This is a genomic window from Streptomyces sp. NPDC000345 (assembly GCF_042898825.1).
In the GTDB taxonomy this organism is placed as follows: Bacteria; Actinomycetota; Actinomycetes; order Streptomycetales; family Streptomycetaceae; genus Streptomyces.
On the sequence record NZ_JBIAZE010000013.1, the window covers coordinates 75,369 to 99,798 of the forward strand.

Annotated in this window: 19 protein-coding genes; 12 read left to right on the forward strand and 7 right to left on the reverse strand. The window is 73.7% G+C overall.

Going from position 1 to position 24,430, the window contains the following annotated elements:
• Positions 1–3,717 carry a nitrate reductase subunit alpha gene (locus tag ACFY30_RS28290; RefSeq protein ID WP_390847965.1) on the reverse strand — a complete coding sequence of 1,239 codons (3,717 nt, stop codon included), beginning with the start codon at positions 3,715–3,717 and terminating at the stop codon, positions 1–3.
• Positions 3,718–4,104: 387 nt separating this feature from the next.
• On the opposite strand from ACFY30_RS28290, the gene ACFY30_RS28295 reads away from it, so the two are divergent.
• The 5 genes from ACFY30_RS28295 to ACFY30_RS28315 all read left to right on the forward strand — a co-directional run bounded on the left by ACFY30_RS28295 (position 4,105) and on the right by ACFY30_RS28315 (position 10,351).
• Positions 4,105–4,605, forward strand: coding sequence for a hypothetical protein (locus ACFY30_RS28295; RefSeq protein ID WP_390847966.1), 501 nt, complete (start codon positions 4,105–4,107; stop codon positions 4,603–4,605).
• A gap of 338 nt (positions 4,606–4,943) precedes the next feature.
• Positions 4,944–6,218, forward strand: a complete 1,275-nt coding sequence (locus tag ACFY30_RS28300; protein ID WP_390847967.1) for a TIGR04053 family radical SAM/SPASM domain-containing protein — start codon at positions 4,944–4,946, stop codon at positions 6,216–6,218.
• A complete protein-coding gene (locus ACFY30_RS28305) occupies positions 6,199–8,856 on the forward strand; it encodes a multicopper oxidase domain-containing protein (RefSeq protein ID WP_390847969.1) in 2,658 nt (885 codons plus the stop codon). The genes ACFY30_RS28300 and ACFY30_RS28305 overlap by 20 nt, the downstream gene beginning before the upstream one ends.
• A complete protein-coding gene (locus ACFY30_RS28310) occupies positions 8,856–9,302 on the forward strand; it encodes a hypothetical protein (protein WP_390847970.1) in 447 nt (148 codons plus the stop codon). Before ACFY30_RS28305 ends, ACFY30_RS28310 begins: the two co-directional genes overlap by 1 nt.
• A gap of 29 nt (positions 9,303–9,331) precedes the next feature.
• Positions 9,332–10,351 (forward strand): Acg family FMN-binding oxidoreductase, encoded by a 1,020-nt coding sequence (locus tag ACFY30_RS28315; RefSeq protein WP_390847971.1) that lies wholly within the window; start codon positions 9,332–9,334, stop codon positions 10,349–10,351.
• A gap of 184 nt (positions 10,352–10,535) precedes the next feature.
• Here the strand turns inward: ACFY30_RS28315 and ACFY30_RS28320 are convergent, their stop codons facing one another.
• Positions 10,536–10,988 carry a pyridoxamine 5'-phosphate oxidase family protein gene (locus ACFY30_RS28320; RefSeq protein ID WP_390847972.1) on the reverse strand — a complete coding sequence of 151 codons (453 nt, stop codon included), beginning with the start codon at positions 10,986–10,988 and terminating at the stop codon, positions 10,536–10,538.
• A gap of 252 nt (positions 10,989–11,240) precedes the next feature.
• Between ACFY30_RS28320 and ACFY30_RS28325 the strand changes: the two genes are divergently transcribed.
• On the forward strand, positions 11,241–12,527 hold the full coding sequence (locus tag ACFY30_RS28325; protein ID WP_390847973.1) for an MFS transporter: 1,287 nt from the start codon (positions 11,241–11,243) through the stop codon (positions 12,525–12,527).
• Between the two features lie 185 nt (positions 12,528–12,712).
• On the opposite strand, the gene ACFY30_RS28330 is transcribed toward ACFY30_RS28325, so the two are convergent.
• Positions 12,713–13,981, reverse strand: coding sequence for an ATP-binding protein (locus ACFY30_RS28330; RefSeq protein ID WP_390847974.1), 1,269 nt, complete (start codon positions 13,979–13,981; stop codon positions 12,713–12,715).
• Positions 13,982–14,492: 511 nt separating this feature from the next.
• On the opposite strand from ACFY30_RS28330, the gene ACFY30_RS28335 reads away from it, so the two are divergent.
• On the forward strand, positions 14,493–14,867 hold the full coding sequence (locus ACFY30_RS28335) for a hypothetical protein (RefSeq protein WP_390847975.1): 375 nt from the start codon (positions 14,493–14,495) through the stop codon (positions 14,865–14,867).
• A gap of 59 nt (positions 14,868–14,926) precedes the next feature.
• The gene (locus tag ACFY30_RS28340) at positions 14,927–16,141 is read left to right on the forward strand and encodes a globin domain-containing protein (RefSeq protein ID WP_390848109.1); all 1,215 of its coding nucleotides are present in this window, start codon (positions 14,927–14,929) and stop codon (positions 16,139–16,141) included.
• A 55-nt stretch (positions 16,142–16,196) separates the two neighbouring features.
• Here the strand turns inward: ACFY30_RS28340 and ACFY30_RS28345 are convergent, their stop codons facing one another.
• The 4 genes from ACFY30_RS28345 to ACFY30_RS28360 all read right to left on the reverse strand — a co-directional run bounded on the left by ACFY30_RS28345 (position 16,197) and on the right by ACFY30_RS28360 (position 19,370).
• Positions 16,197–17,186, reverse strand: a complete 990-nt coding sequence (locus ACFY30_RS28345; protein WP_390847976.1) for an Acg family FMN-binding oxidoreductase — start codon at positions 17,184–17,186, stop codon at positions 16,197–16,199.
• Positions 17,187–17,317: 131 nt separating this feature from the next.
• Positions 17,318–18,016 (reverse strand): response regulator, encoded by a 699-nt coding sequence (locus ACFY30_RS28350; RefSeq protein ID WP_390847977.1) that lies wholly within the window; start codon positions 18,014–18,016, stop codon positions 17,318–17,320.
• A gap of 161 nt (positions 18,017–18,177) precedes the next feature.
• Positions 18,178–18,873: a CBS domain-containing protein gene (locus ACFY30_RS28355; protein ID WP_390847978.1), complete on the reverse strand. Its 696-nt coding sequence runs from the start codon at positions 18,871–18,873 to the stop codon at positions 18,178–18,180.
• Positions 18,874–18,905: 32 nt separating this feature from the next.
• The gene (locus ACFY30_RS28360) at positions 18,906–19,370 is read right to left on the reverse strand and encodes a cyclic nucleotide-binding domain-containing protein (RefSeq protein ID WP_390847979.1); all 465 of its coding nucleotides are present in this window, start codon (positions 19,368–19,370) and stop codon (positions 18,906–18,908) included.
• Between the two features lie 271 nt (positions 19,371–19,641).
• Between ACFY30_RS28360 and ACFY30_RS28365 the strand changes: the two genes are divergently transcribed.
• The 4 genes from ACFY30_RS28365 to ACFY30_RS28380 are packed head-to-tail and all read left to right on the forward strand — an operon-like array spanning position 19,642 to position 24,330.
• Positions 19,642–21,132 carry an APC family permease gene (locus ACFY30_RS28365; RefSeq protein WP_390847980.1) on the forward strand — a complete coding sequence of 497 codons (1,491 nt, stop codon included), beginning with the start codon at positions 19,642–19,644 and terminating at the stop codon, positions 21,130–21,132.
• Positions 21,133–21,165: 33 nt separating this feature from the next.
• Entirely contained in the window at positions 21,166–22,383 is a 1,218-nt protein-coding gene (locus ACFY30_RS28370) for an arginine deiminase (protein ID WP_390847981.1), read from the forward strand.
• 18 nt (positions 22,384–22,401) lie between these two features.
• Positions 22,402–23,403, forward strand: coding sequence for an ornithine carbamoyltransferase (gene argF / locus ACFY30_RS28375; protein ID WP_390847982.1), 1,002 nt, complete (start codon positions 22,402–22,404; stop codon positions 23,401–23,403).
• A gap of 3 nt (positions 23,404–23,406) precedes the next feature.
• Positions 23,407–24,330: a carbamate kinase gene (locus tag ACFY30_RS28380; RefSeq protein ID WP_390847983.1), complete on the forward strand. Its 924-nt coding sequence runs from the start codon at positions 23,407–23,409 to the stop codon at positions 24,328–24,330.
• The last annotated feature ends 100 nt before the right edge of the window (positions 24,331–24,430 follow it).

Here is a 24,430-nt window from a genome sequence, read left to right on the forward strand (position 1 = left end):
TCAGTACTCCACTTCCTGCGCGCGACGGCGGATGACCGTGACCTCGTCGCGCTGGTTGCCGGTCGGGCCGTAGTAGTTGAAGGCGTAGGTGAACTGGGCGTAGCCGCCCGCGAGATGGGTGGGCTTGAGCAGCAGCCGGGTGAGGGAGTTGTGGATGCCGCCGCGCTTTCCGCTGACCTCGGTCTTCGGCACGTTCACGTTGCGGTCCTGGGCGTGGTACATGTACACCGTGCCCTCGGGCATACGGTGGGTGACGACGGCCCGGGCGGCGACGACGCCGTTGCGGTTGTACGCCTCGATCCACTCGTTGTCCTTCACACCGATCTTCTCGGCGTCGGCCGTGGACATCCAGATCGTCGGACCGCCGCGGGACAGGTCGAGCATGTACTTGTTGTCCTGGTAGTTCGAGTGGATGGACCACTTGGAGTGCGGGGTCAGATAGCGGACCGTGACCTCGGCCCGGCCGCCCTCGTGCAGGTGCTCGTCGCCGTAGTGCCTGGGTGTGTTCAACGGCGGCCGGTACACCGGGAGTTGTTCACCGAGCTCGGTCATCCAGTCGTGCTGCACGAAGAAGTGCTGGCGGCCGGTGAGCGTGTGCCATGGCTTGCGGTGCTCCACGTTGATGACGAACGGCGAGTAGCGGCGCCCGCCGGTCTCCGAACCGGACCACTCGTACGAGGTCATCACCGCGCGCGGCTGGGTGCGCGTGTCGGCGAAGGTGATCCGCTCCGCCTCCCGTTCGGCGGCGAGCTCCACCAGCCCCTCGCTGCCGGTCCGCCGCTCCAGCTCGCGGAAACCCTCGGTGGCCAGACGGCCGTTGGTGGTGCCGGACAGGGCGAGGATCGCCTCGCACATGTCACTCGCGGTGGCGAGCGAGGGCCGGCCGGCGGCGACCCCGTCGCGGACGGTGCCGTTGCGGTGCCGCAGGTCGTCCAGCTCCTTGTCCGGGTGGACGGTGACGCCCTTCGTGGTGGTGCCCAGTGTGTCCAGCAGCGGGCCGACGGCACGCATCTTCTGCGCGATCGCGCCGTAGTCCCGTTCGATCGTGACCAGCTTCGGCATCGTCCGCCCCGGAACCGGCTCGCACTCGCCGGTCTTCCAGTCCCGCACCACCCCGCCGGGCTGGGCGAGTTCGTCGGGGGTGTCGTGCAGCAGCGGCACCGCGAGGACGTCCGTGCGGGTGCCGAGGTGCTCGGCGCCCAGCTCGCTGAACCGGTCGGCGATCGTGAGGAACGCGTCGTAGTCGGTGCGGGCCTGCCAGGGCGGGGCGATGGCGGGGGTGAAGGCGTGCACGAAGGGGTGCATGTCCGTGCTGGACAGGTCGTCCTTCTCGTACCAGGTCGCGGCCGGCAGGACGACGTCGGAGAGCAGCCCGGTGGAGGTCATCCGGAAGTCCATCGTGACCAGCAGGTCGAGCTTGCCCTCGGGTGCCTCGTCCCGCCACACCACGTCCTTGGGACGCGCCTCGGGCGGGGTCTCCTCGGAGCGGACCGCCGCGTCGGTGCCCAGCAGGTGCCGCAGGAAGTACTCGTTGCCCTTGCCGGACGAGCCGAGCAGGTTGGCACGCCAGACGGTCAGCACCCGCGGGAAGTTGGCCGGGTCGTCGGGGTCCTCGGCGGCGAACCGCAGCCGCCCCGACTTCAGCTCCTCGACGATGTGCTCGGCGACCGGCCGGCCGGCGGCCGCGGCCTCGTCCGTGAGGTCGAGGGGGTTGCGGTTGAAGCCGGGGTGACCGGGCGTCCAGCCCAGCCGCACGGCCTGCGCCAGACAGTCGGCGAACCCCTTGCCCCGGAACCGTCCCTCGCCGAGCGGTGACGCCAGCTCGTCGGGACCGAAGGCCTCGTAGCGCCACTGGTCGGAGTTCAGGTACCAGTAGGAGGTGCCCGCCATGTGCCGGGTGGGCCGCTGCCAGTCGAAGGCGAAGGACAGGTGCTGCTGCCCGGTGACCGGGCGGACCTTCTCCTGGCCGACGTAGTGCGCCCAGCCGCCGCCGTTGACGCCCTGGCAGCCGGTCATCGTGAGCAGCGCCAGGAAGGCGCGGTAGATGGTGTCGGAGTGGAACCAGTGGTTGGTCCCGGCACCGAGGGCGATCATGGAACGGCCGTTGGTGCGCTCGGCGTTGCGGGCGAACTCCCGCGCGATCCGCGCCGCCTGCTCGGCCGGCACGGAGGTGACCGTCTCCTGCCAGGCCGGGGTGTACGGCTCGGAGGCGTCCTCGTACGACGACGGCCAGGTACCCGGGAGGCCCGGCCGCCGCACGCCGTACTGCGCCAGCATCAGGTCGAAGACCGTGGTGACGAGGTGCCCGCCGATCCGGCGGACGGGCACGCCGCGCACCATGACCGAGCCGCCCTCCGTGGCGCCCTCGTCGAATCGGGGCAGCGCGACGGGCACCGTCTCCTCGGCCCGCTCCAGCAGGCTCAGTTCGGGCTCCACCTCGCCCAGGTCGAGATTCCAGCGGCCTCGCCCGGCCTCCCCCCACCGGAAGCCGAGCGAGCCGCCGGGGACCACCGGTTCACCGGTGGCCCGGTCCAGAAGGACTGTCTTGAACTCCGCGTTCTCCCCGGTCTCCGCGTTCTCCCCGGCACGGCCGAGGTCGGCGGCGGTCAGGAACCCGCCCGGGACGAGGCCGTGGGCACCCTCCCGCAGGGTGATCAGGAAGGGCGCGTCGGTGAACTTGCTCAAGTAGTCCCGGAAATAGGGCACTTCACGGTCGACGAGGAACTCGCGCAGGATGACGTGGCCCATGGCCATCGCCAGCGCGCCGTCCGTGCCCGGGTGCGGAGCCAGCCATTCGTCCGCGTGCTTGACGTTGTCGGCGTAGTCGGGGCTGACCGCCACGATCTTGGTGCCGTTGTAGCGGGTCTCGGTGAGGAAGTGCGCGTCAGGGGTGCGGGTCACGGGGATGTTGGACCCCCACATGATCAGATAGCCCGCGTTCCACCAGTCCGCCGCCTCCGGCACGTCGGTCTGGTCGCCGAAGACCTGCGGCGAGGCGATCGGCAGGTCGGCGTACCAGTCGTAGAAGGACAGCAGGGTGCCGCCGATCAGCGAGGTGAAGCGGGCACCCGCCGCGAAGGAGGCCATGGACATGGCCGGGATCGGGGAGAACCCGGCGACACGGTCGGGACCGTAGGCCTTGACGGTGTGCACCTGGGCGGCCGCGATCAGCTCGCTCACCTCGTCCCAGTCGGCCCGCACCAGGCCGCCCTTGCCCCGGGCCCGCTTGTAGGCACGGGCCTTGGCCGGATCGCCGGTGATCTCGGCCCAGGCCGCCACCGGGTCACCGAGCCGACGCCGCGCCTCGCGCCACAGCTTCAGCAGCGCGCCGCGCACATACGGGTAGCGGACCCGGCTCGGAGAGTACGTGTACCAGGAGAACGAGGCACCGCGCGGGCAGCCGCGCGGCTCGTACTCGGGACAGTCGGTGCCGATCGACGGGTAGTCGGTGGCCTGGTGCTCCCAGGTGATGATGCCGTCCTTGACGTACACCATCCACGAGCAGGAGCCCGTGCAGTTCACGCCGTGCGTGGAGCGCACCACCTTGTCGTGGGCCCAGCGGTCCCGGTAGAAGCCCTCCCACCGGGGGTCACCCTCGCCGAACACGGCGCGTCCGTCGGCCGACACCTCACGGCGGGTCAGCAACCTGCGGGCGGCCAGCGGCCAGCCCTCACCGGACCGCGGCGTCCGGCGCCGTGCGTTCTGATCGTTCTCCATGCCCAGGAACGCTAGGGGGCGCGGACCTCGCCGCACCTGGGGCCGGCGGTCCCTCCCGGACCGCCCTCCGGCCCCATCCTCCCGGCCGCGACCGGGACCAATGGTCCCGGTGGTCGGGCCCGGTCGGCCGGGCGACCGGGGGCACCGGACGTGCATGCTGACATCGATCGATCCGCACCACGCACATCTGGCCCGTGCGCCCGGATCCCGGTGTCCGACCGACGGCCGTTCCCCCCGTCCCCGGCCGCGGCGGGCACACGCGTACGGCGTGTCGTCGCCCGGTTCGGTCGCGCGTCCGGCCGCTGCCGCCCGCCGCTCGGCGGCGCACCGCGGCCGGACGCCGCATCAGCCCCCTAAGCACCCACGAGGAAAGAAGGTCGACACGTCATGGACCGTGCGCACCGTCGGGCCGCCACCCTGCTCGCCACCACGGGGCTCGCCCTCGCCGCCGCCGGACCGGTCATGCTGGTGCGCGGCCGCGGCGGCAGGAAGCAGATCCGCGCCGAACTGGCCGCCCAGAAGATCACCTTCCCCGGCCACGGGCTGCCCGCCGAACTCGCCGCCCACGCCGGCCGCCGGGTCGAGACCGGCCCCGAGGCCCGCGCCTACGCCGAGTTCATCAAGGGCAACCTCGCCCACGCCACCGGCGGCCGCACCTACGCCGAGATCACGGCGGAGCTGCACGCCGCGGGCGACGACGAGAAGCTCACCGCCCTGCGCCAGACCGCGTTCATGGGCCAGTCCCTGCGCGCCTCGCTGATGTCCGCCTACCAGGCATGGGAGCTCACGACCCTGGTCACGGGCCTCGGCGCCGCACTCACCGGCCTGGGCGCCGCGCTGGTCGCCACGGCGGACGCCCTGGCATCCCGCGCCCCGCACAGCTCCTGAGCCCTGTGCCCACCGGCCGCCTGGCCACCGTGCGCGGTGCGCCGGCGCCCGCCCCCCGAAGGACCCCTGAGCGCCCCCGCGACGAGGGACCTTCGGCCCTGTCCGTGATGACCATCGGCCGCCGCGCCGACCACCGCCGCCGGTGGATGCTGACGGCGACCGATCCGGAGGTTTTCCGTGTACGACCACGTCGACCGCCCTCGAGGCCGATTCCACCGCTGTCGCTCGCGGTGGGTGCCGCGCACGGTCCGGCCCGGTCACCGTCCGGCCGCCCGCCTCGTCTGCCCTGACTCCAGGGCGGCCGGACACAGCCCCAGGGCGCTGGGCAGGGCCGTGCGATGAGCTCTCCCGCCCGAGCCGTACGGCACCAGCGGCACGACGCCGCCGACCGGCCCTTCATCGTCATCTGGGAGTCCACCCGCGCCTGCCCGCTGGCCTGCCGGCACTGCCGCGCCGAGGCCGTGCCCGACCGCGACCCCCGGGAACTGGACACCGCCGCCGCCAAGGACCTGCTGGACCAGGTGGCCGCCTTCGGCCAGCCGGCCCCGCTGTTCGTGATCACCGGCGGCGACCCGTTCCAGCGCCCCGACCTGAACGAACTCGTCGCCCACGGACAGAAGACGGGCGTCCGGGTGGCCGTGTCGCCCTCCGGCACTCCGACGCTCACCGAGGAACGGCTGCGGGCCCTGCACGCCGCGGGCGCCGTCGGGCTCTCCCTCAGCCTGGACGGGTCCACCGCCGCCCTGCACGACGACTTCCGCGGTGTGCCCGGGGTGTTCCGCTGGACCCTGGACGCCTGGGACACCGCCCGCGCCCTCGGTATGAAGGTGCAGATCAACACGACGGTCGCCCGGCACAACCTGCACGACCTGCCCGACATCGTCCGCCTGGTCGCCGAGCACGGCGCCATGCTGTGGAGCGCCTTCTTCCTGGTGCCCACCGGCCGCGGCCGCGGGCTCGGCGCGCTGACCGCCACCGAGGTGGAGGACGTCCTCAACTTCGTCTACGACATGGGCCTCGTCCTTCCCGCCAAGACCACCGAGGCTCACCACTTCCGCCGCGTCGCCCTGCAGCGCCACATCCTCGCCGGCGCGGGCGAGGACCCCGCGGCGGCTCTCGGACTCGGCCGTCTCTACGGGGAGCTGACCGACCGCGCGGCCGCCCTGGGCCTGGACACCGCCACGCGCCGGGTGCGCCGCCCGCCGCTCGACGTCAACGCGGGCCGCGGCTTCGCCTTCGTCTCGCACACCGGCACCGTGCACCCCAGCGGCTTCCTGCCGCTGAGCGCGGGCAACGTCCGCGAGACACCACTGACCTCGATCTACCGGACCTCCCCGCTGTTCACCGGCCTGCGGGCCGACGGCATGCTCGGCGGCCGGTGCGGCAGCTGCGAGTTCCGCCGCGTCTGCGGCGGCTCCCGCTCCCGCGCCTACGGCGTCACCGGCGACCCGTACGCCGAGGAACCGTGGTGCGGCTACGTCCCCGGCTCCTTCCCGCATCAGCGCGAACTCGCCGCGCTGATGAACGCCGGCCCGGGCACGGCACCACCGGCCCGCCCCCGCCCGCCCGCCGCCCCGGGCGGCAAGGAGCACCGTGTACAGCAAGAACGATGAGCCCGCCGGCGGCGCCGGCCGGCCGCCCAGCAGATTCAAGGCCTCCGGCCCCCGCGGTCGGCATCTGGCCGCCCATGTCCTGGTGGGAGTCTGGGCGATGCTCGCGCTGCTGTCGGCCGGCGCCCAGGAGACGCTGCCCGTGGCCCGCTGGCTGGCCGTCCACCTCTTCCTCCTCGGCGCCGCCACCACGGCGATCGTCGTGTGGAGCGAGCACTTCGCCGTCGCCATGCTCCACACCCCCCTGCCCGACCGGCGCTGGAGCGACGCCCGGCTGGCCGGCGTCAACGCCGGAGCCCTGGGCGTCCTCGCCGGCGTCTGGGCGGACCGGCCCCTGCTGACCGGTGCCGGCTGCGCACTGCTGATCGCCGCCGTCGCGGCGCACCTGGTGGTGCTGGTCCGCCTGGGCCGGGGCGCGCTGGGCGGGCGGCTCGCCCCGATCGCCGACTACTACCGGGCCGCCGCGGCGGCACTGATCCCCGGGGCGGTGCTGGGCTGGCTGCTGGCCGGCGGAGCGGCCGGTGCGGGGCACTACACCGGCCTGAAGCTGGCCCACATACACATCACCCTGCTCGGCTGGATCGGACTGCCTGTGCTGGGCACGCTGTTCATGCTCTGGCCCACGGTGCTGGGCGTGCGCATGGCCGAGCGCACCCCCCTGCTGGCGCGCCGGGTCCTGGTGCTGACCGGCGTCGGCCTGCTGACCGCCGTCGCCGCAATGGTGGCCGGGGTGCGCCCCGTCGCCGTACTGGGCATCGCCGGATACGCGGCCGGGGTCGCCGTCGCGGTCCGGCTGTTCGCCCGGACGGTGCGCCGGCGGCCCGCCGTCTCGGCGGCCGCCGCGTGGACCCTGGCCGCCGCCACGGGCTGGCTGTGCGCCGGGGTGCTGACGGACCTGGTGCTGCTGGCCGCACGCCCGCTCGACGCGGCACGGGACGGCGTCGGCGCCCTGGTTCCGGTGCTGCTCCTCGGGCTCGTCGCACAGGTCCTCGTCGGTGCCCTCACCTACCTGCTGCCCATCGTGCTCTCCTCCGGTCCCGGGGAACGGGCCGCGCTGCGGGCGGTCCTCGAGCGCGGCTGGCTGCCGCGGCTCGTCGTGCTCAACCTCGGCGTGGCCCTGCTCGTGCTTCCGCTGCCCGATCCGGCCGGCACGGCGGGCATGCTGCTGGCGGCGGCGGCCGGGGTCGCGTTCCTCGCCCTGGTGGTGTGGGTGCTGGTCCGCGGCGCACGGAGCACGCGCCGGGGCACCGACGGGGCCGGCGCGTCACACCGCCCCGCCCTGTGGGGCATCGCCGCGGGGGCCGTACTGACCGTGCTGGCCGTGCTCGTCGCCAACAGCGGAGGGGACACCGGCGGCGGGACGAGCGCCGCCGCGACGGCGGGTGCGGGCGCCGGCACCACCCGCACCGTCGCCGTCACCCTGGCCGGCATGCGCATCCGCCCGGCCCGGGTCGAGGTCGCCGCGGGCACCGACCTGCGGCTGAAGATCACCAACACCGACTCCCAGCGCCACGACCTCAAGGTCGAGGACGGGCCCGGCACCCCCATGCTCGCCAAGGGCCGGACCCGCGTACTCCACGTCGGGCGGATCACCGAGAGCCGCGAGGCCTGGTGCACCCTGCCGGGACACCGGGCGGCCGGGATGAGCATGGACATCGTCGTGACCGGCGACACCGGCGACACCGGCGACACCGGCGACACCGGCGACACCGGTGACACCGACGGCGCGGACGCGCACGCCGGGCACTCCGCCACCACCGACAGCGGCGGCCTGGACCTCTCCGCGGACTTCTCCCCGGACTGGCGGCCACGCGACGCAGACCTGACACCCGCGCCCGGCGGAACCGTCCACAAGGTCGAGCTGCGCGCCGCCCACACCACGGTCGAGGTGGCCCCCGGTGTGCAGCAGCAGATGTGGACCTTCGGCGGCACCGCACCCGGCCCCACCCTCCACGGCAAGGTCGGCGATGTCTTCGAGGTCACCCTCGTCAACGACGACACCGCCATGGGCCACGGCATCGACTTCCACGCCGGCTCCCTCGCCCCCGACCGTCCCATGCGCACCCTCCAGCCCGGCGAACGCCTGGTCTACCGCTTCCGCGCCGAGAGGGCCGGGGCGTGGCTCTACCACTGCAGCACGGCCCCGATGCTCCAGCACATGGGCAACGGCATGTACGGCGCCGTCGTCATCGAACCGCCGGGCCTGGCGAAGGTGGACCACACATACCTGCTGGTCTCCTCCGAGCTCTACCTGGGCACGCCCGGCAGCACCGCCCAGGTGACGAAGATGCGTCAGAACACCCCGGACGCCTGGGTGTTCAACGGCGTCGCGAACCAGTACGCCGAGCGGCCCCTGAAGGTGAAGGCCGGCGAGCGTGCCCGCTTCTGGGTGGTGGCCGCCGGGCCGAGCGACGGCATCGCCTTCCACGTCGTCGGCACCGTCTTCGACACCGTGTACAAGGAAGGCGCCTACCTGCTCCGGCCGGGCGGGGCGGGCGGCTCCCAGGTGCTGGACCTGGCCGCGGCTCAGGGCGGTTTCGTCGAGACGACGTTCCCCGAGGCCGGCCACTACGCGTTCGTCGACCACGACATGCGCCACGCCGAAGCGGGCGCCCACGGCATGGTGGAGGTGAGCGAGTAGTGGACACCGTCGGCCTGTGGTCCGTCGTGCGCTTCCTGCACGTGGCGGGCGCCGCCCTGTGGGTCGGCGGCCAGCTGGCCCTGTCCCTGGTGGTCCTGCCGCTGGCCCGCCATCTGCTCGCCCCGGAGGCCAAGGACGACTTCACGGCCGCCGCCGGCCGCCGCTTCGGCATGCTGACCGGAGCGGTCTTCCTGCCCGTGCAGCTGGCCACGGGCTGGGCCATGGCCTGGCACCGGGGCGTCACCTGGGCCTCGCTCGCCGAACCCGGCTACGGCCGCACCCTGGCCACCAAACTCGCCCTGTTCGCCCTGGTGATGCTCGCCGCTGCCGGGCACGGCGTCGCCCATGCCAAGGGGCGCGCCGACCTGGCCCGGACCCTGGCGGTGGTCTCCCTCGTCGGCTCGCTCGGTGTCGTCCTGCTGGCCACCGCCCTGCCCGCCACCTGACCCGCGGTCATGAAGAAAGAGGAGGCACCATGCGCACCCAGGTCCTGCCGGACGCGGCCACTGTGGAGTCCTTGCTAGCGGCGGCCGTGATGGCCCCGTCCGTCCACAACACCCAGCCCTGGCGGTTCCGGGTGGACCCCGACAGCCGGATGCTGGAGGTCCATTCGGCACCGGCGCGAACGCTGCCGCTGACCGACCCGGCGCACCGCGCCCAGTACCTGTCCGTGGGCGCCGCCGTCTTCAACCTCCGGCTCGCCGCCGTCCACCGGGGCTGGCGGCCCGAGGTGAGACTGCTGCCGGACCCGCGCGTGCCCGGCCTGCTGGCCACCGTCCGCCTGACCGGCCCGCTCGCGGCGGACGACCAGCCCGCCGGGGACGGCCTCCACGAGGCCATCGCGCGGCGGCACACCAGCCGGATGCCCTTCACCGGCCGGCCGGTGCCCGAGCCGGTCGTGGCGGAGATGACGGCGGCCGCACACGCCGCGGGCGCGCGGCTGCACGTGCCGGACGTCGCCGGGACACGGCGGCTGCTGCGCCTGACCGCCGAGGCCGAGGCGCGCAACAACGCCCACCCCGCCCGCACCGCCGAGACCCGCTCCTGGCTGACCGCCCCGGGAGCGGACGCCTCCTACGGCATTCCGGTCAGCGCCCTCGGACCGCCCGACGCGGCCGGACGGATGCCGATGCGTGACTTCACCCACGGGCTGCCCGCCCTCCGGCTGCCCGCCCTGTGGTTCGAACGCCATGTGCAGCTGGCCCTGCTGTGGACCGGCCACGACCGGCGGGACGACTGGCTGCGCGCCGGCCAGGCCCTGCAGTACGTCCTGCTCACGGCGACCGCCCGAGGACTGCGCACGTCGCTTCTGCACCAGGCCATGGAGTGGCCGGACCTGCGCTCCGCGGCGGCCCTCCCGCGGCACAAGCGGTGCCACCCGCAGGTGCTGATCCGGTTCGGCTACGGCCCCGACGGCCGCCCCACGCCCCGCGCGTCCGCGCATCCCCTGCCCGGCCACGCCGCCACGGAACCCGGGCCGCAGCCCGCACCGTGAGGCAGGCATGACCCACCGGCCCTCACGGTGCGAGGGCCGGTGGGACGGAACCGGTGAGGCGGAGGCCGACAGGAACTGGCCGGGGAAGCCGAGGCCGGTGGGCCCGGGCCGGGGAACGAACGGACGGGACGAGGGAGCCGGCGGCCTGCGGGCCGCCGGCTCGGGCACGGACGAGGGGCAGGTGTCAGAAGTCCGGGGGGTAACGGGGAGGGGCCTCGACGGAGGCCGCCCGGTCTCCCAGCTCGCGCCCCGTGACCACCTCGGAGTCGATCCGTACGAACACCGGGTCCCGCAGCGGCATCCATGACTGGGGGCCTGCCTGCCACAGCCGCGCGTGCTCGGTGGGGTCGGTCACCACCGAGGCCCGTCCGGTCACGACCACGCTCCAGCCGGACCGGGTCTCGGCGTCGAACTCGTCCGCCTCGAAGGCCACCACGACACCGTCGATGGCGCGCACCAGGTCCGATCCCCGGGTGGTGCACAACAGCACCGAGGCATCCGCGTCGAGCGAGAAGTTGACGGGGAGGACCGCGGGCAGCGCGTGTCGGGTGTACACGACGCGGCCGACAGGCACTTTGGCCAGCAGGCGCAGGCACTCCTGCCGGTCGAGTGCGCGAAAGCCGTCGTTATGGAACATCAGCCCATCGTCGCCGGTCGCGGGGCGTGGGGGTAGGGCCGACCGGCCCTATCCGCAGGGGGCTGACCGGGGGAACGCCGGCGCCGCCGACGGGGACCGTCCGTCCACCGATGGGGACACCCAGCCCATGCCGCAGGCGGGGCCCGGTGAGCACAGTGGTGGAGGGGTGCCGCTCCGCTCGGGCAAGAGGCCCGCGGTGAGCGTGTGACCCCGGTGGCGCAGTTCCACCATGAAGACGAAAGGGGCGGACACATGGTCCAGCCGTCGAAGTCGAAGAGCGCCGGCTCACCGTCGGGTACGCCGGTACCCGGCCGAGCCTGGCTGATGCTGGCCCTGGCCACCGTCGGGTTCGCCGTGAACTTCTGGGCGTGGGCGCTGCTCAGCCCGCTCGGCCCGCGCTTCAAGGACAGCCTCGACCTGTCGTCGTTCCAGCAGTCGCTGCTGGTGGCGGTGCCGGTGGTGGTCGGTTCCCTGGGCCGCATCCCGGTCGGCGCGCTGACCGACCGGTTCGGCGGGCGGGTCATGTTCCCGATCGTGTCGGCGGCCACCATCGTGCCGGTGCTCTACCTGGGCCTGGCCGGGCACTCCTCGCTGACGGCACTGCTGGTCGGCGGGTTCTTCCTCGGCATCGGCGGCACCGCCTTCGCCGTCGGCGTCCCCCTCGTCAACGCCTGGTTCCCGCCCGAGCGGCGCGGCCTCGCCATCGGCGTCTTCGGCGCCGGCATGGGCGGCACCGCGATCAGCGCGCTCACCACGGTGAAGCTGGTGGACGCGCACAGCATGTCGACCCCCTTCCTGATCACCGCCGCGGTGCTGGCCGGGTACGCCCTGGTCGCCGGGCTGGTGCTGCGCGACGCGCCCGGACGGACCGTGCCGACGCAGCCGCTGGCCCGCCGGCTGGCCGCCACCGCCCGGCTCGGCATCACCTGGCAGGCGTCCGCGCTGTACGCGGTGGCCTTCGGCGGCTACGTCGCCTTCTCCGTCTACCTGCCCACCTACCTCAAGACCGGCTACGGACTCACCCAGGCCGACGCGGCCAACCGCATGGCCGGGTTCGTGCTGCTGGCGGTGGCGATGCGCCCGATCGGCGGCTGGCTGTCCGACCGCGTCGGACCGGTCCGGGTCCTGGCCGGGGCGCTGGCCGTGGTCGTGGCCGGAGCCGTGGTCCAGTCGTTCACCCCGCCGCTGGCGCCGCTGGGCACCGTCGCCTTCCTGGCCATGGCCGCCGCGCTCGGAGCGGCCAGCGGGGCGACCTTCGCCCTGGTGGCCCTGCTCACCCCGGCCGACCAGGTCGGCTCGGTCACCGGCGTGGTCGGCGCCGCGGGAGGACTGGGCGGCTTCCTGCCGCCGCTCGTGATGGGCTCGCTGTACGGCGAGTACGGGACCTACGCGGCCGGTCTGGCGCTGCTCGCGATCGTGGCCGCCGCCGCGCTGGCCTACACCCTCACCGCCGTCCGCGGCGCGGTCGAGGGCGGCGGGCGCACGCCGCGCACCAGCGGCGGACGCGGACACCACACCGCCGCCGGCACCACCGCGTAAGGGCACCCGCCCCGGGTCCCCGCTCGAGACGGGCGGGGACCTCGCGGTCCTTGCGGCCTGATGCGAAAGCGGCGCGGCGAGTGCCGCGCGACGCCCGGCGCACATCCGCTCGCCGCACCGCCCGGAAGCCCCGGTACGCCCAGTACCGGGGCTTCCGGGCGACGACGCCACTGTCACGACAAGCCCTAGAGGCGCGCGTACTGTTTCGTCTGCTCGGCGAACTCCTCGGCCATGGCGGCGCCGACCGTGGGCTGGGTGCCGCGGATCGCGTCCAGGTAGTCGTCCGTGGTGGGGAGGACCCGGATCCCGGTGTCGAAGGTGCGCTCGAAACCGGCCTGGGAGACGGTTCGCGCCACATGGGCGATGTCGGCCGGTGTGAAACCCTCGCTGGCGGACGCGAGTGCCTCGCCGTCCGCCGTGGTGCCCGCCCGTGCCAGGTAGCTCTCCCACAGCGCGGTCCTGGCGCGGTGGTCGGGAGGGCCGATCGGCAGCACGTAGTCGAAGCGGCCGTGCCGCAGGAACGCCGAGTCGAGGGTGGTCACGTTGTTCGTGGCGCAGACGAGCAGCCGCCCGTCCTGCTTGCGGAACCGGACGATCGCCTTGAGCAGCTCGTTGACGACGCCGACCGCGGTCGCGTCCGCGCCGCCGCGCTCGCCGGCGACCTCCTCGACCTCGTCGATGAACACCAGGACGTGGTCGAGCCGGGAGATCTCCTCGAACCGCCGGCTCAGCCCGGTCGCCAGGCCGTACTCGGCGGCCAGCCGGGCCGGGAACAGTTCGAGGAAGGGCCACCCCAGGCGGCTGGCGATCGCGTGCGCGAACGTGCTCTTGCCGGTCCCGGGCGGACCGAACAGCATCACGGCCCGCGGCAGCTCCACTCCGTGGTCCGCGGCCAGTCCCGGGTGGGCCAGCGGCAGGACCAGGCGGCGCTCGATGAGCCGTTTCTCCCGTTCCATGCCCGCGACCTTCTTCCACAGCCCGTCGGCCGGCAGCTCCCCTCCGAGCGAGGAGAGCATGCCGGCCGCCTGCGGGGGCATCGGCCTGTGCTTCTCGAAGAGGACCAGACCCGTGCGGGCGCCGAACGAGCGGTTGCGCAGGGCGGCGGCACCGGTCTCGCCCTCGGGCAGGGCGGCGTGCACCGTGCGGACACCGTCGGTGAAGAGACGGTGCTCGAGCGCTGTGATCAGGGCACTGCCCAGCCCCTGGTGCCGCCAGGCGGGCGCCATGCAGATGCGCAGGATCCACGCCCGGTCGCCCTCCACCCTGCTCACCGCGGCGCCGATCACGGCATCGTCCGCCGTGGCCACCACGGCCGGGTGGAGGTCCTGGAGCGCGGACACGGCGTCCGCGAGCGGGAAGAGAGCCGGCTCGTCGGTCGTGCCGCTCTCCATGTCGACGCGGACCACGCCCTCCAGATCGTCCTGGTGGTAGTCCCTGACCCGCCAACCCGTCATGGTCACTCCGCCTGTAGGGCCGTAACCCCCATCATCGGCCGCCGCGCGGGGTCGCGCGCGCAGAGCGACCGCTTCAGCGGTGAGCCACCCGCGGACCGGTCGTCGGCAGCGGGCAGAGGCCGCGCCGTGGTTCCGCCGGGGCCGTTCGGCCCTACCCGCGCGTACGGGTCCGTCCTGGCGGGTACGGGCGCGAGGCCGGCGCCTACCGGGCGCCGCGGCAGGCCGCCGCGCCAGGAAACCACAGGTCAGAGCAGGTTCGAAAGGGCCGAACTTCCCTGTCGGCCGGGGCCGGACGGCGACGGGGCGGCGGTGTCATACTGGCGCGCCTCCCGGTCGTGCCTCCGGTGCCGCCGCCGTCGCCGCGAACGGTCGGCCCCCGCCGTCCGTGTCCGCCGCGCGTCGTCGTCCGGCCCGCCCGGGGCCGACGGGGGAGGCGCCGTCAGGTCTGTCCCAGGTCCGTCCCGGATCTGTCCGGCAGGCCGCACCCGTGCTTCGACAGGAGACGCCCGCCATGCCCCGTCCGCCGCATCCGCCACGTCTCGCCGTGTACGCCGGCTGTCTCTGCGCCCTGGCCGCGGCCGCCGCGGCCGTGTCCTTCAGCCGGGGCGGACGGGTGGGGATCGTCTGGGTCCTCCTGGCCGGGCTCGCCTCCAACATGGCCTGGTACTACGCGCGACGAGGCCGGGGCGCGGCCGGGAACCGGAACGGCACTCGGGCCGCGGCCGGCCCGCGCGGGGCCGGGGCGGCGCGCGGCGCCGCGGCCGCCGGCTGTGGGAGCGGCGGCGCGTGCGGCGCGTGCGTGCGCGACGTCGGCGGCGCCCCTTCGGCCACTGCCGGGGACCGGCGGGCGACACCGGCGACGGGGCAGGGGAGGACCGGCTCGTGAGCACCACCGGAAGCGACGCGTACGACGAGTACCACGCGCTCCTGGCGCGGCAGGAGGCGATGCGGCTGCGGCAGCGGCTGCTCTCCCCCGGGCGGTCGCCGTCCCCGGCCGCCGGGCCCGACCACGACCGGGGTGCCGACCAGCGGACGATCATCCGGGACCTGCCGCTGGTGACGCCCTTCGGCGACCTCATCACCTACCTCTACGAGGCCATGTTCGAGCAACACCCGTATCTGCGGGGGCTGTTCCCCGGCTCGATGGACTTCCAGCGGGCCCATCTGGAGCGGGCCTTCTGGTATCTGATCGAACACCTGGACCGGCCGGACGAGGTGGCCGCCTTCTGCGCCCGGCTGGGACGCGACCACCGCAAGCTGGGCGTGCGGCCGGTGCACTACGAGGTGTTCGAGCGTGCGCTCCGCGAGGCCCTGCGGCGGAGCGCGGGGGAGCGGTGGACGGCGGAGCTGGAGCAGGCGTGGCTGCGCATGCTGCGGTTCGCCGTGGCGGCCATGGTGGACGGAGCGGACGCGGCGCTGGCGGAGCCTCCGTACTGGAACGGGACCGTGACGGAGCACCAGCGGCGCCGTCCGGACCTCGCCGTCCTGCGCGTCCGCACCGCGGAAACGTATCCCTATCGGGCCGGTCAGTACGCGAGGCTCCAGTCGCCGCTGCTGCCGCACACCTGGCGGCCGTACTCCCTCGCCCGCGCGCCCCGCCCGGACGGGGAACTGGAGTTCCACATCCGCGGTACCGGCCTCGGCGGCGTGAGCGATGCGCTGGTGGCGCACACCCGCGTCGGCGACCCGCTGCGGCTGGGGCCCGCGCAGGGGTCCATGACGCTGGACGACGACCTGGGGCGGGATGTGCTGATCGTGGCGGGCGGCACCGGGTGGGCCACCGCCAAGGGGCTGCTGGAAGAGCTGGCCGAACGCCGTCCGCGCGGCCGCGGCGCGCACCTGTTCCTCGGCGCTCGCACACTGGACGACCTGTACGACAACGCCGCCCTGGCGGAGCTGGGGAACGGCCGCCCGTGGCTGCGCGTCGTCCCGGTGATCGCTGAGGGCCCCGGGGGCGCCGAGGAGGTCTCGGTGGCCGACGCGGTGGCCCGGCACGGTGACTGGTCGGGGCACGTCGCCTACGTGAGCGGCCCGCCGGCCATGGTCACCGCCACGGTGCGCAGCCTGACCGCCATGAACCTGCCCGCGGACCGGATCCGCCACGATCCGGTCGGCGGCGCGGTACCTCCTCCTCCCCGCCCGGCGTCCGCCGATCAGTGACCGAAGCCCGTGAGGGAGTCCCCGCGCCCGACGCCGTCCGCCCGCCGCACGCTGCTCAGCGGCGGGGCCGTGGCCCGGTGAGGGCCGCCACGGGCACGTCGCCGCGCGGTGAGGCGGGTCCCTCGGGGCCGTAGCCGAGGCGGATCACCATGTGGGCGTGGGCCGGACGGGCGTCCGCCGGCGTCACGAGCTGCTCGCGCAGGTCCGGCCATTCCACCGCCTGGTGCAGGAGCGAGGTCCGGACACCGTGGGCGGTGGCGACCAGCAGACAGTGCTGCAGGGCCTGCCCCGCCCGCAGCCAGTCCGTCCTGCGGTCGTGCATCGTGGAGAGCACGGCGAGGGCGGGCCGTTGCTCGAAGGGGCGCGCCGGCAGCCCGCGGAGCGTGCGGTGAGCACCGAAGTCCCGCATGGGGACGATGTCCCGGACGTCCCTCGGACCGAGCACGTCCGGCGGCATCCCGAGGCCGGCGCCGTCCCTCGCGCGCACCCAGCGGCGGCTCTCCCGGGCCCGGTCGTGATCGGCGGCGTTGCGGTGCTCCGCCGCGCGGGTGAGCCGGAGCAGGCGGTCGGCGCCGGCGGGGGAGAGGTGGGCCAGGGATGCGCCCTCGGAGTGGGCCGCTTCGGTCAGCTCGGCCCGTACCGCGGCCGGCAGCGGGCGCCCGGAGAAGGGGAACCGGCTGCTGTGCCGGCGCCACAGGGCGTCGTAGAGACCGGGGAAGGAGCTTCTGGCGGGACCGCCGAACCGTACGGCGGCGAGCAGGTCCGGCTGCTCGGGGCGCGGCAGCAGCCGCGTCACCGGTTCCCGTCCGAAGTGGGTGAGCGCCACCCTGAGGTTGAAGACCGCGCAGCCGACCGAGAGGTGCAGGGCACGGCCGAGGGGATCGGTGTGGCGCAGTCCGCGGTCCGGGGCCGCGTGGATCCGCAGCGTGGCCGTGTCCGCGTCGAGGCGGAAACGCCAGGGCTGCGTGTTGTGGATCGAGGGGGCCGTCACGGCGGCGGAGACCAGGGTCTCCAGGGTCCGGACGTCGAGGGCGGCGGAAGACATCGGGGTCTCATCCCCTCACTTCGCTGGAAGGCCGGGCCGGTATCGGCGGTTGCCTCAGCGTGCTCCGCGGGGGAGTGCCCGGACAGAGGCCGTACGGCCCCGCCCACGGTCCCGGTGGACCCGTCCCGCCCTCACCTGGAGCGGTGCTCGGCCACCTGCGGCTCCAGATGCGAGGCGAGGACCGCGGCCTGGACCCGGCGCTGCACACCCAGCTTGGCCAGGAGGCGGGAGATGTGGTTCTTGACGGTCTTCTCCGAGAGGTAGAGCTTCTTGCCGATCTCGCGGTTGGTCAGACCGTCGCCGATGAGGGCCAGGATGTCCCGCTCGCGCGGGGACAGGCTCGCCAGCTCGGACGGCATGGCCGGGGCGGCGTCGGGCTCGGCCCGCAGCGAGCGCATCAGGCGGGCGGTGGTGGCGGGGTCCAGCATCGACTGGCCCGAGGCCACCGTGCGCACCGCCGAGACCAGGTCGGATCCCTTGATCTGCTTGAGGACGTAGCCGGAGGCGCCGGCCATGATCGCGTCCAGCAGGGCCTCCTCGTCGTCGAACGAGGTCAGCATCAGACAGGACAGCGTCGGCATCTGGCTGCGCAGTTCCCGGCACACCGAGATGCCGTCGCCGTCCGGCAGACGCACGTCGAGGATCGCGACGTCGGGGCGCAGCGCGGGACCCCGGGCGAGCGCGTGGTCGACGGTGCCGGCGTCGCCGATCACCGAGATGTCGGGCTCGGCGTCGAGCAGATCGGCCAGGCCGCGGCGGACGACCTCGTGGTCGTCCAGCAGGAACACCCGGATCGGGTTCTGCTCGGTGAAGGTGCGTGGCTCTGGCATGGTGACCCCTTGTTCCCGGTGGAGGACGGACAGCGAGCTGTCCACGCTGCCGATCATCATGCGCCGGGGCCGGGCGCACTAGGGCCGACCGGCCCCTCCCGGGGCGGCGGAAGCCCCCGACCGGCCCCCTCGGCGGGGGCGGGCCGGGGATGGCGCGGGGGTCACGCGGAGTCGGCGCTCCGCGGGCCGGGCGCGGGCGCGTCCGTCGGCCGTGCGTGCCGGGTGAGGGCGAAGTCCACGTCCACGACGCCCTCGACGGCGCGGGTCAGCCGTGCCGCCACCGGCACCAGCGCGGTGTCCCGGACCTGGCCGGCCAGCTTCACGACACCGTTGTGCACCTCCACACGCACGTTCGAGTCCGGCGTGGGGAACAGATAGGACACGACCTCGCGCCGTACCTCCTCGGCGATGTCCTCGTCGGTGCGGAGGAAGACCTTGAGCAGGTCGGCACGGCTGACGAGGCCTTCGAGCATCCCCACGGCGTCGACGACGGGAAGCCGCTTGACCTTCGCCCGGGCCATGATCCGGGCGGCCTGGGCCAGCGTGGCGTCCGCGCGGACGGTGAGGGCCGGAGAGGTCATGAGTTCCTCGGCGGTCACGGCGCCGGCCTTCGCCAGGTCGGAGAGGCGGCGCAGCTGGGTGTACCGGTCGGGATCGCTGTCGCGGAACTCCTCCTTGGGCAGCAGGTCCGCCTCGGAGACGACGCCGACGACCCGGCCCTCGCCCTCGAGGACGGGCAGGGCGCTGACCTTCCAGTCCTGCATCAACTGCACGATCTCCTTGAAGGTCGCCCCGCGACCGACCGCGGCGACCGTGTGGGTCATCACATCACTGACGATGTGCGGGGTGCCGTGCATGGCCACTCCTTCAGGGTGGGTCCGGGCCGGAGTCAGACGAGGCTTCCGGCGCCGTGGGGGGCGTACAGGTCGATCAGGCGCGTCCTGGACGAGCGGAGACGGTGGGCGAGCACCTCACCGACCCACCGGGCGACGTCGTTGCCCAGCGCCGGGTCGTCCTCGCACATCAGCCGGACGGCCGTGGCGTCGAACTCGTAGGCCCGTACCGGGGTGGTCGCCTCGGCGCCCAGGTGCCAGACATGGGGCGTGAACAGCCAGGACCAGCCGACCAGCTCGTTGTGCCCGAGATTCTCGATGACGGCCGCCCGGCGGCCCGGCACCCGCATGTCGAGCTCGACGCCGCCGGTGCGGATGATCCAGAAGCGGTCGGCGCGCTCACCCTCCTCGAACAGACGGGTTCCCTGGGGGATGGACACCTCTCGGGCGATGCGCATGAGCCGCCGGCTGTGCTCGGCGGACAGCGAGCGCAGCATGCTGGGGGTCGCGGAAGTGTTCATGGCATGTCTCCCTGGCGGGGGGGGGCTACGAACGTCAAGGCCAGCGTGTGCCCGGCCGGTGGCGTGGGCCATGGGCCACCTGGTCCAACCACCGGCCCGTTCGGCACCGGCCGGTACCGCCCGGGCCCTCGGACCGGGACTGCCCGGGCCCCCGAACCGGGACCTTCGGGTCCGGCCCGGGCCCCCTGTGGCCGCTGCGCCGGTCCGGCCGGGCGCAGAACCATCGTTCCGGATCCACTCATCCGCAGCGACTTGCACGAGGAGCACAGCCATGCCCAGGCCTTCAGCGAGCGGTGACCGAGCGGCGCCCAAGGCGGCGCTCGGTCTCCCGGCCGCGTCCGCGCTCGTGATCGGGACCGTCATCGGGACCGGAATCTTCGCCCTTCCCTCCGCCCTCGCCCCGTACGGGCCTGTCTCCCTGGTCGCCTTCGTCGTCGTCACGCTGGGCGCGCTGGCGCTCGCGCTGACCTTCGGGGCGCTGTCGAAGCGGGTTCCGGCCAGTGGCGGACCGTACGTCTACGCCCGGGAGGCGTTCGGCGAGTTCGCCGGATTCCTCAACGCCTGGTCGTACTGGATCACCGCGTGGGCCGGCAACGCGGCGATCGCCGTGGCCTGGGTCGGCTACCTCGAGGTGTTCGTCAACAAGGGCCACACGACGTGGATCTCCATGACGCTCGCCCTCGCCGGACTGTGGACGGCGGCCGCGATCAACCTCACCGGCGTCCGCAACATCGGCGCCTTCCAGGTGGTCACCACCGTGCTGAAGTTCGTGCCGCTCGTCTTCATGGCGACCGTCGGACTGCTCTTCATCGACCCGGACAACTTCGGCGCCTTCAACGCCAGCGGCCAGTCGGCTCTCGGCGCGATCTCCGCCGCCGCCGCCATCGCCCTGTTCAGCTACCTCGGTCTGGAGGCCGCCTCGGTGGTCGCCGGCCGGGTCCGCGACCCGGAGCGGAACGTGCCGCGCGCCACCGTCTACGGCACCCTGCTGTGCGCCGTCATCTACATCCTGGGCACGCTCGCCGTCTTCGGCACCGTCTCGCACGGAGCGCTCGGCGACACCACGGCGCCGTTCACCGACGCCGTGAACAACATCTTCGGCGGCACCTGGGCGGGAGACGTCGTGGCCGCCGCCGCGATCATCTCGGGCATCGGGGCCCTCAACGGCTGGACCATGCTGTGCGCCGAGATGCCCTACGCCGCCGCCCGCGACGGACTCTTCCCCGACGCCTTCGCCAGGCTGCGCGGCCAGAGCGGTGTCCCGGCCTTCGGCGTCATCGCCTCCACCGTGCTGGCCTCGCTCATCACCGTGTTCAGCTACACCCGCTTCGACGACGTCTTCACCAAGATCGTGCTGCTGAGCGTGCTCACCGCGGTGATCCCGTACCTGTTCTCCGCCGCCGCCCAGCTGTACTGGCTGCTGGTGCGCGGCCGGGAGACCCTCAGCCCGCGGCGCCTGGCCCGTGACGTCACCGTCGCCGCCCTGGCGCTCGCCTTCTCCTACTGGTCGATCCAGGGCAGCGGCTACCAGACCGTCTACTACGGACTGTTCGTGCTGCTGCTCGGCGTGCCGGTCTACGTCTGGCTGAAGCGGGGGCAGGGCCGGTACGGCGACGCCCAGGCGGAGATCCCGGCCGCCCGCACCCCGCGTGAGGAGCGCGCCCCCGAGACGCCGGCCCCGCCCGCGCGGCTCTCCCGCGGACTGGGCACCAGCCGCGTCGGCGGCCCGCGCAAGCGCGACGCCCACCGCCACCAGGACTGACCACCGCCCCCGCACGGCAGAGGAAGCAACGCCATGACCACGTTCCACGTCGACTCCGAGGCGGGCCGCCTGCGCCAGGTGATCCTGCACCGCCCGGGCATCGAACTCTCCCGCCTCACCCCGCGGAACGTCGACGCCCTCCTCTTCGACGACATCCTGTGGGCCAAGCGCGCCCGGGAGGAGCACGACGCCTTCGCCCAGGTGCTGCGCGACCACGGCACCCGCGTGCACTACTTCGCCGACCTGCTCGCCCAGACCCTCGACTCCGCGCCAGCCCGCGACTGGCTGCTGGACCGGGTGATCACCCCGGCCACCGTCGGACCGGCGCTGATCGACCCGGTGCGCGCCCTGTGCGCCGAGCTCGACGGCGAGACCCTCGCCGGACACCTCATCGGCGGCCTCCTCAAGAGCGACCTGCCGCTGGCCACCCCGCACAGCCTGGTCTGGAGCGCGCTGGACGCCGAGGACTTCGCCCTCGCCCCGCTGCCCAACCACCTCTTCCCGCGCGACAACTCCTGCTGGATCTACGACCGTCTGTCGGTCAACCCGATGGCCAAGCCGGCCCGGCGGCGCGAGAGCCTGCACGCCGAGGCGATCTACCGCTTCCATCCCCTGTTCGCCGGCGTCGCCCCGGCACCGCTCCTCGACGGCGGCCCGGTGGGCACCCTCGAAGGCGGTGACGTCCACGTCCTCGGCAACGGCGCCGTCATGGTCGGCGTGGGGGAGCGGACCACCGCCCAGGCCGTGGAGAACCTGGCCGCCCGCCTCTTCGCGGACGGCACGGCGACCCGGCTGGTCGCCGTCCAGCTCCCGGCCACCCGTGCCTACATGCACCTCGACACCGTCCTGACGATGCTCGACCGCGACACCTTCGTCATCTACCCGGGCCTCGCCGACTCCCTGCGCTCCTGGACGCTCACGCCCAGCGGCACCCGCGACTGCGGCTTCGACGTCGCCCCGAACTCCGACCTGGCCACCGCCCTCGCCGAGGCCCTCGGCCTCGACAAGGTCCGGATGCTCTCCGCCCCGCAGGACATCCGCAACGCCGAACGCGAGCAGTGGGACGACGGCAGCAACTTCCTCGCCCTAGCCCCCGGGGTCGTCGTCGGCTACGAGCGCAACGTCACCACCAACACCTACCTGCGCAAGCAGGGCATCGAGATCGTCACCATCGCCGGCGCCGAACTCGGCCGCGGCCGCGGCGGACCGCGCTGCATGAGCTGCCCCGTCGAACGCGACCCGGTCGCCTGACCACCAGGGGGAACCCACATGACCATCGACCTGCGAGGCCGCTCCTACCTGAGCGAACTCGACTTCACCGCCCCCGAGATCCATCACCTCCTCGACCTGGCGGCCACCCTCAAGGCGGCCCGGCGCGCCGGCACCGAGCAGCCCCGCCTGACCGGCAGGCACCTCGCCCTGATCTTCGAGAAGACCTCCACCCGCACCCGCTGCGCCTTCGAGGCCGCCGCCGCCGACCAGGGCGCCGCCACCACCTACCTGGGCCCCGGCGACACCCACATCGGCGCGAAGGAGTCCATCGCCGACACCGCCCGCGTACTCGGCCGCATGTTCGACGCCATCGAGTACCGCGGCTCCGCGCAGTCCCTCGTCACCGCCCTCGCCGCCCACTCCGGTGTCCCCGTCTACAACGGCCTCACCGACACCGCGCACCCCACCCAGAGCCTGTGCGACGTCCTGACCATGCACGAGCACAGCCCCAAGCCGCTGCCCGACGTCGCCTACTGCTACCTCGGCGACGCCCGCAACAACATGGGCAACTCCCTGCTGTCGATGGGCGCGCTGCTCGGCATGGACGTGCGGATCGCCGCGCCCGCCCGGCTGTGGCCCGACCCCGCCCTGGTCACCACGTGCCGGAAGCTGGCCGAGGACAGCGGCGCCCGGATCACGCTCACCGAGGACATCGAGACCGCCGTACGCGGAGCCGACTTCCTGCACACCGACGTCTGGGTCTCCATGGGCGAGCCCGCCGAGACCTGGCGGGAGCGGATCGAGCTGTTGCTGCCGTACCAGGTCGACGCCAAGACGCTGGCCGCCACCGGCAACCCGGACGTGAAGTTCATGCACTGCCTGCCGGCCCTGCACGACCGCAGCACCCGTCTGGGCCGCGACCTCTTCGACCGCTACGGCCTGGACGCGCTCGAAGTCACCGACGAGGTCTTCTCCTCCCCCGCGTCCATCGTCTTCGACCAGGCCGAGAACCGGCTGCACACCATCAAGGCCGTGCTCGTCGCCACCCTGGAGGACTGAGCCATGCGTATCGTCGTCGCCCTGGGCGGCAACGCCCTGCTCCACCGCGGTGAACGCCCCGACGCCGCCGTCCAGCAGGCCAACATCGACCGGGTCGCCACCGCCCTCGCCACCCTGGCCCACGAGCACGAACTCGTCATCACCCACGGCAACGGCCCCCAGATCGGCCTGCTCGCCATGGAGAGCGCCGCCGACCCCGCCCTCAGCGCCCCCTACCCCCTGCATCTGCTCGGCGCCCAGACCCAGGGCATGATCGGCTCCCTGCTGGCCTGTACGCTGCACGACGCCCTCCCCGGCCGCCACATCGCCACGCTCGTCACCCACACCCTCGTACGGGCCGACGACCCGGCGCTCGCCCGGCCCACCAAGTTCGTCGGCCAGGTCTACCCCCGGGAGGTGGCCGCCGCCCTCGCCCGCAAGCGCGGCTGGCACATCGCGCGGGACACCACCGGCTGGCGGCGCGTCGTCCCCTCCCCGGCCCCCGAACGGATCCTGGAGACCGACACCGTCCACCAACTCCTGAACAGCGGGACCCTGGTGATCTGCGCGGGGGGCGGAGGCATCCCCGTCACCGCGGACCGCGACAGCGGCGCGCTGACGGGCATGGAGGCCGTCATCGACAAGGACCTGACGGCCGCCCTGCTCGCCGAGGACCTGAAGGCCGACTTCCTGCTCATCCTCACCGACGTCCCGTGCGTGTACGAGGACTACGGGACACCCGCACAGCAGCCGGTCCTCGACGCCACCCCCGCCGAGCTGCGCCGCAAGGGTCTCCCGGAGGGCTCCATGGGGCCCAAGGCCGAGGCCGCCGCCCGCTTCGTCGAGCGGACCGGAGGGCTCGCCGCCATCGGCGCCCTGGACGCGGCGTACGAGATGGTGCACGGCCGGTCGGGCACCCTGATCCGCCCCGACCTCACGGCCGGCTGACCGGCCGTGCCCGGGCCGCCGGGACGTCCGGTCCGGGACCCGGGGGCCGGTCGGCCCGCACCGCGGGCGCCTTCCGGCACTCCCCGTGACGATCACGAGC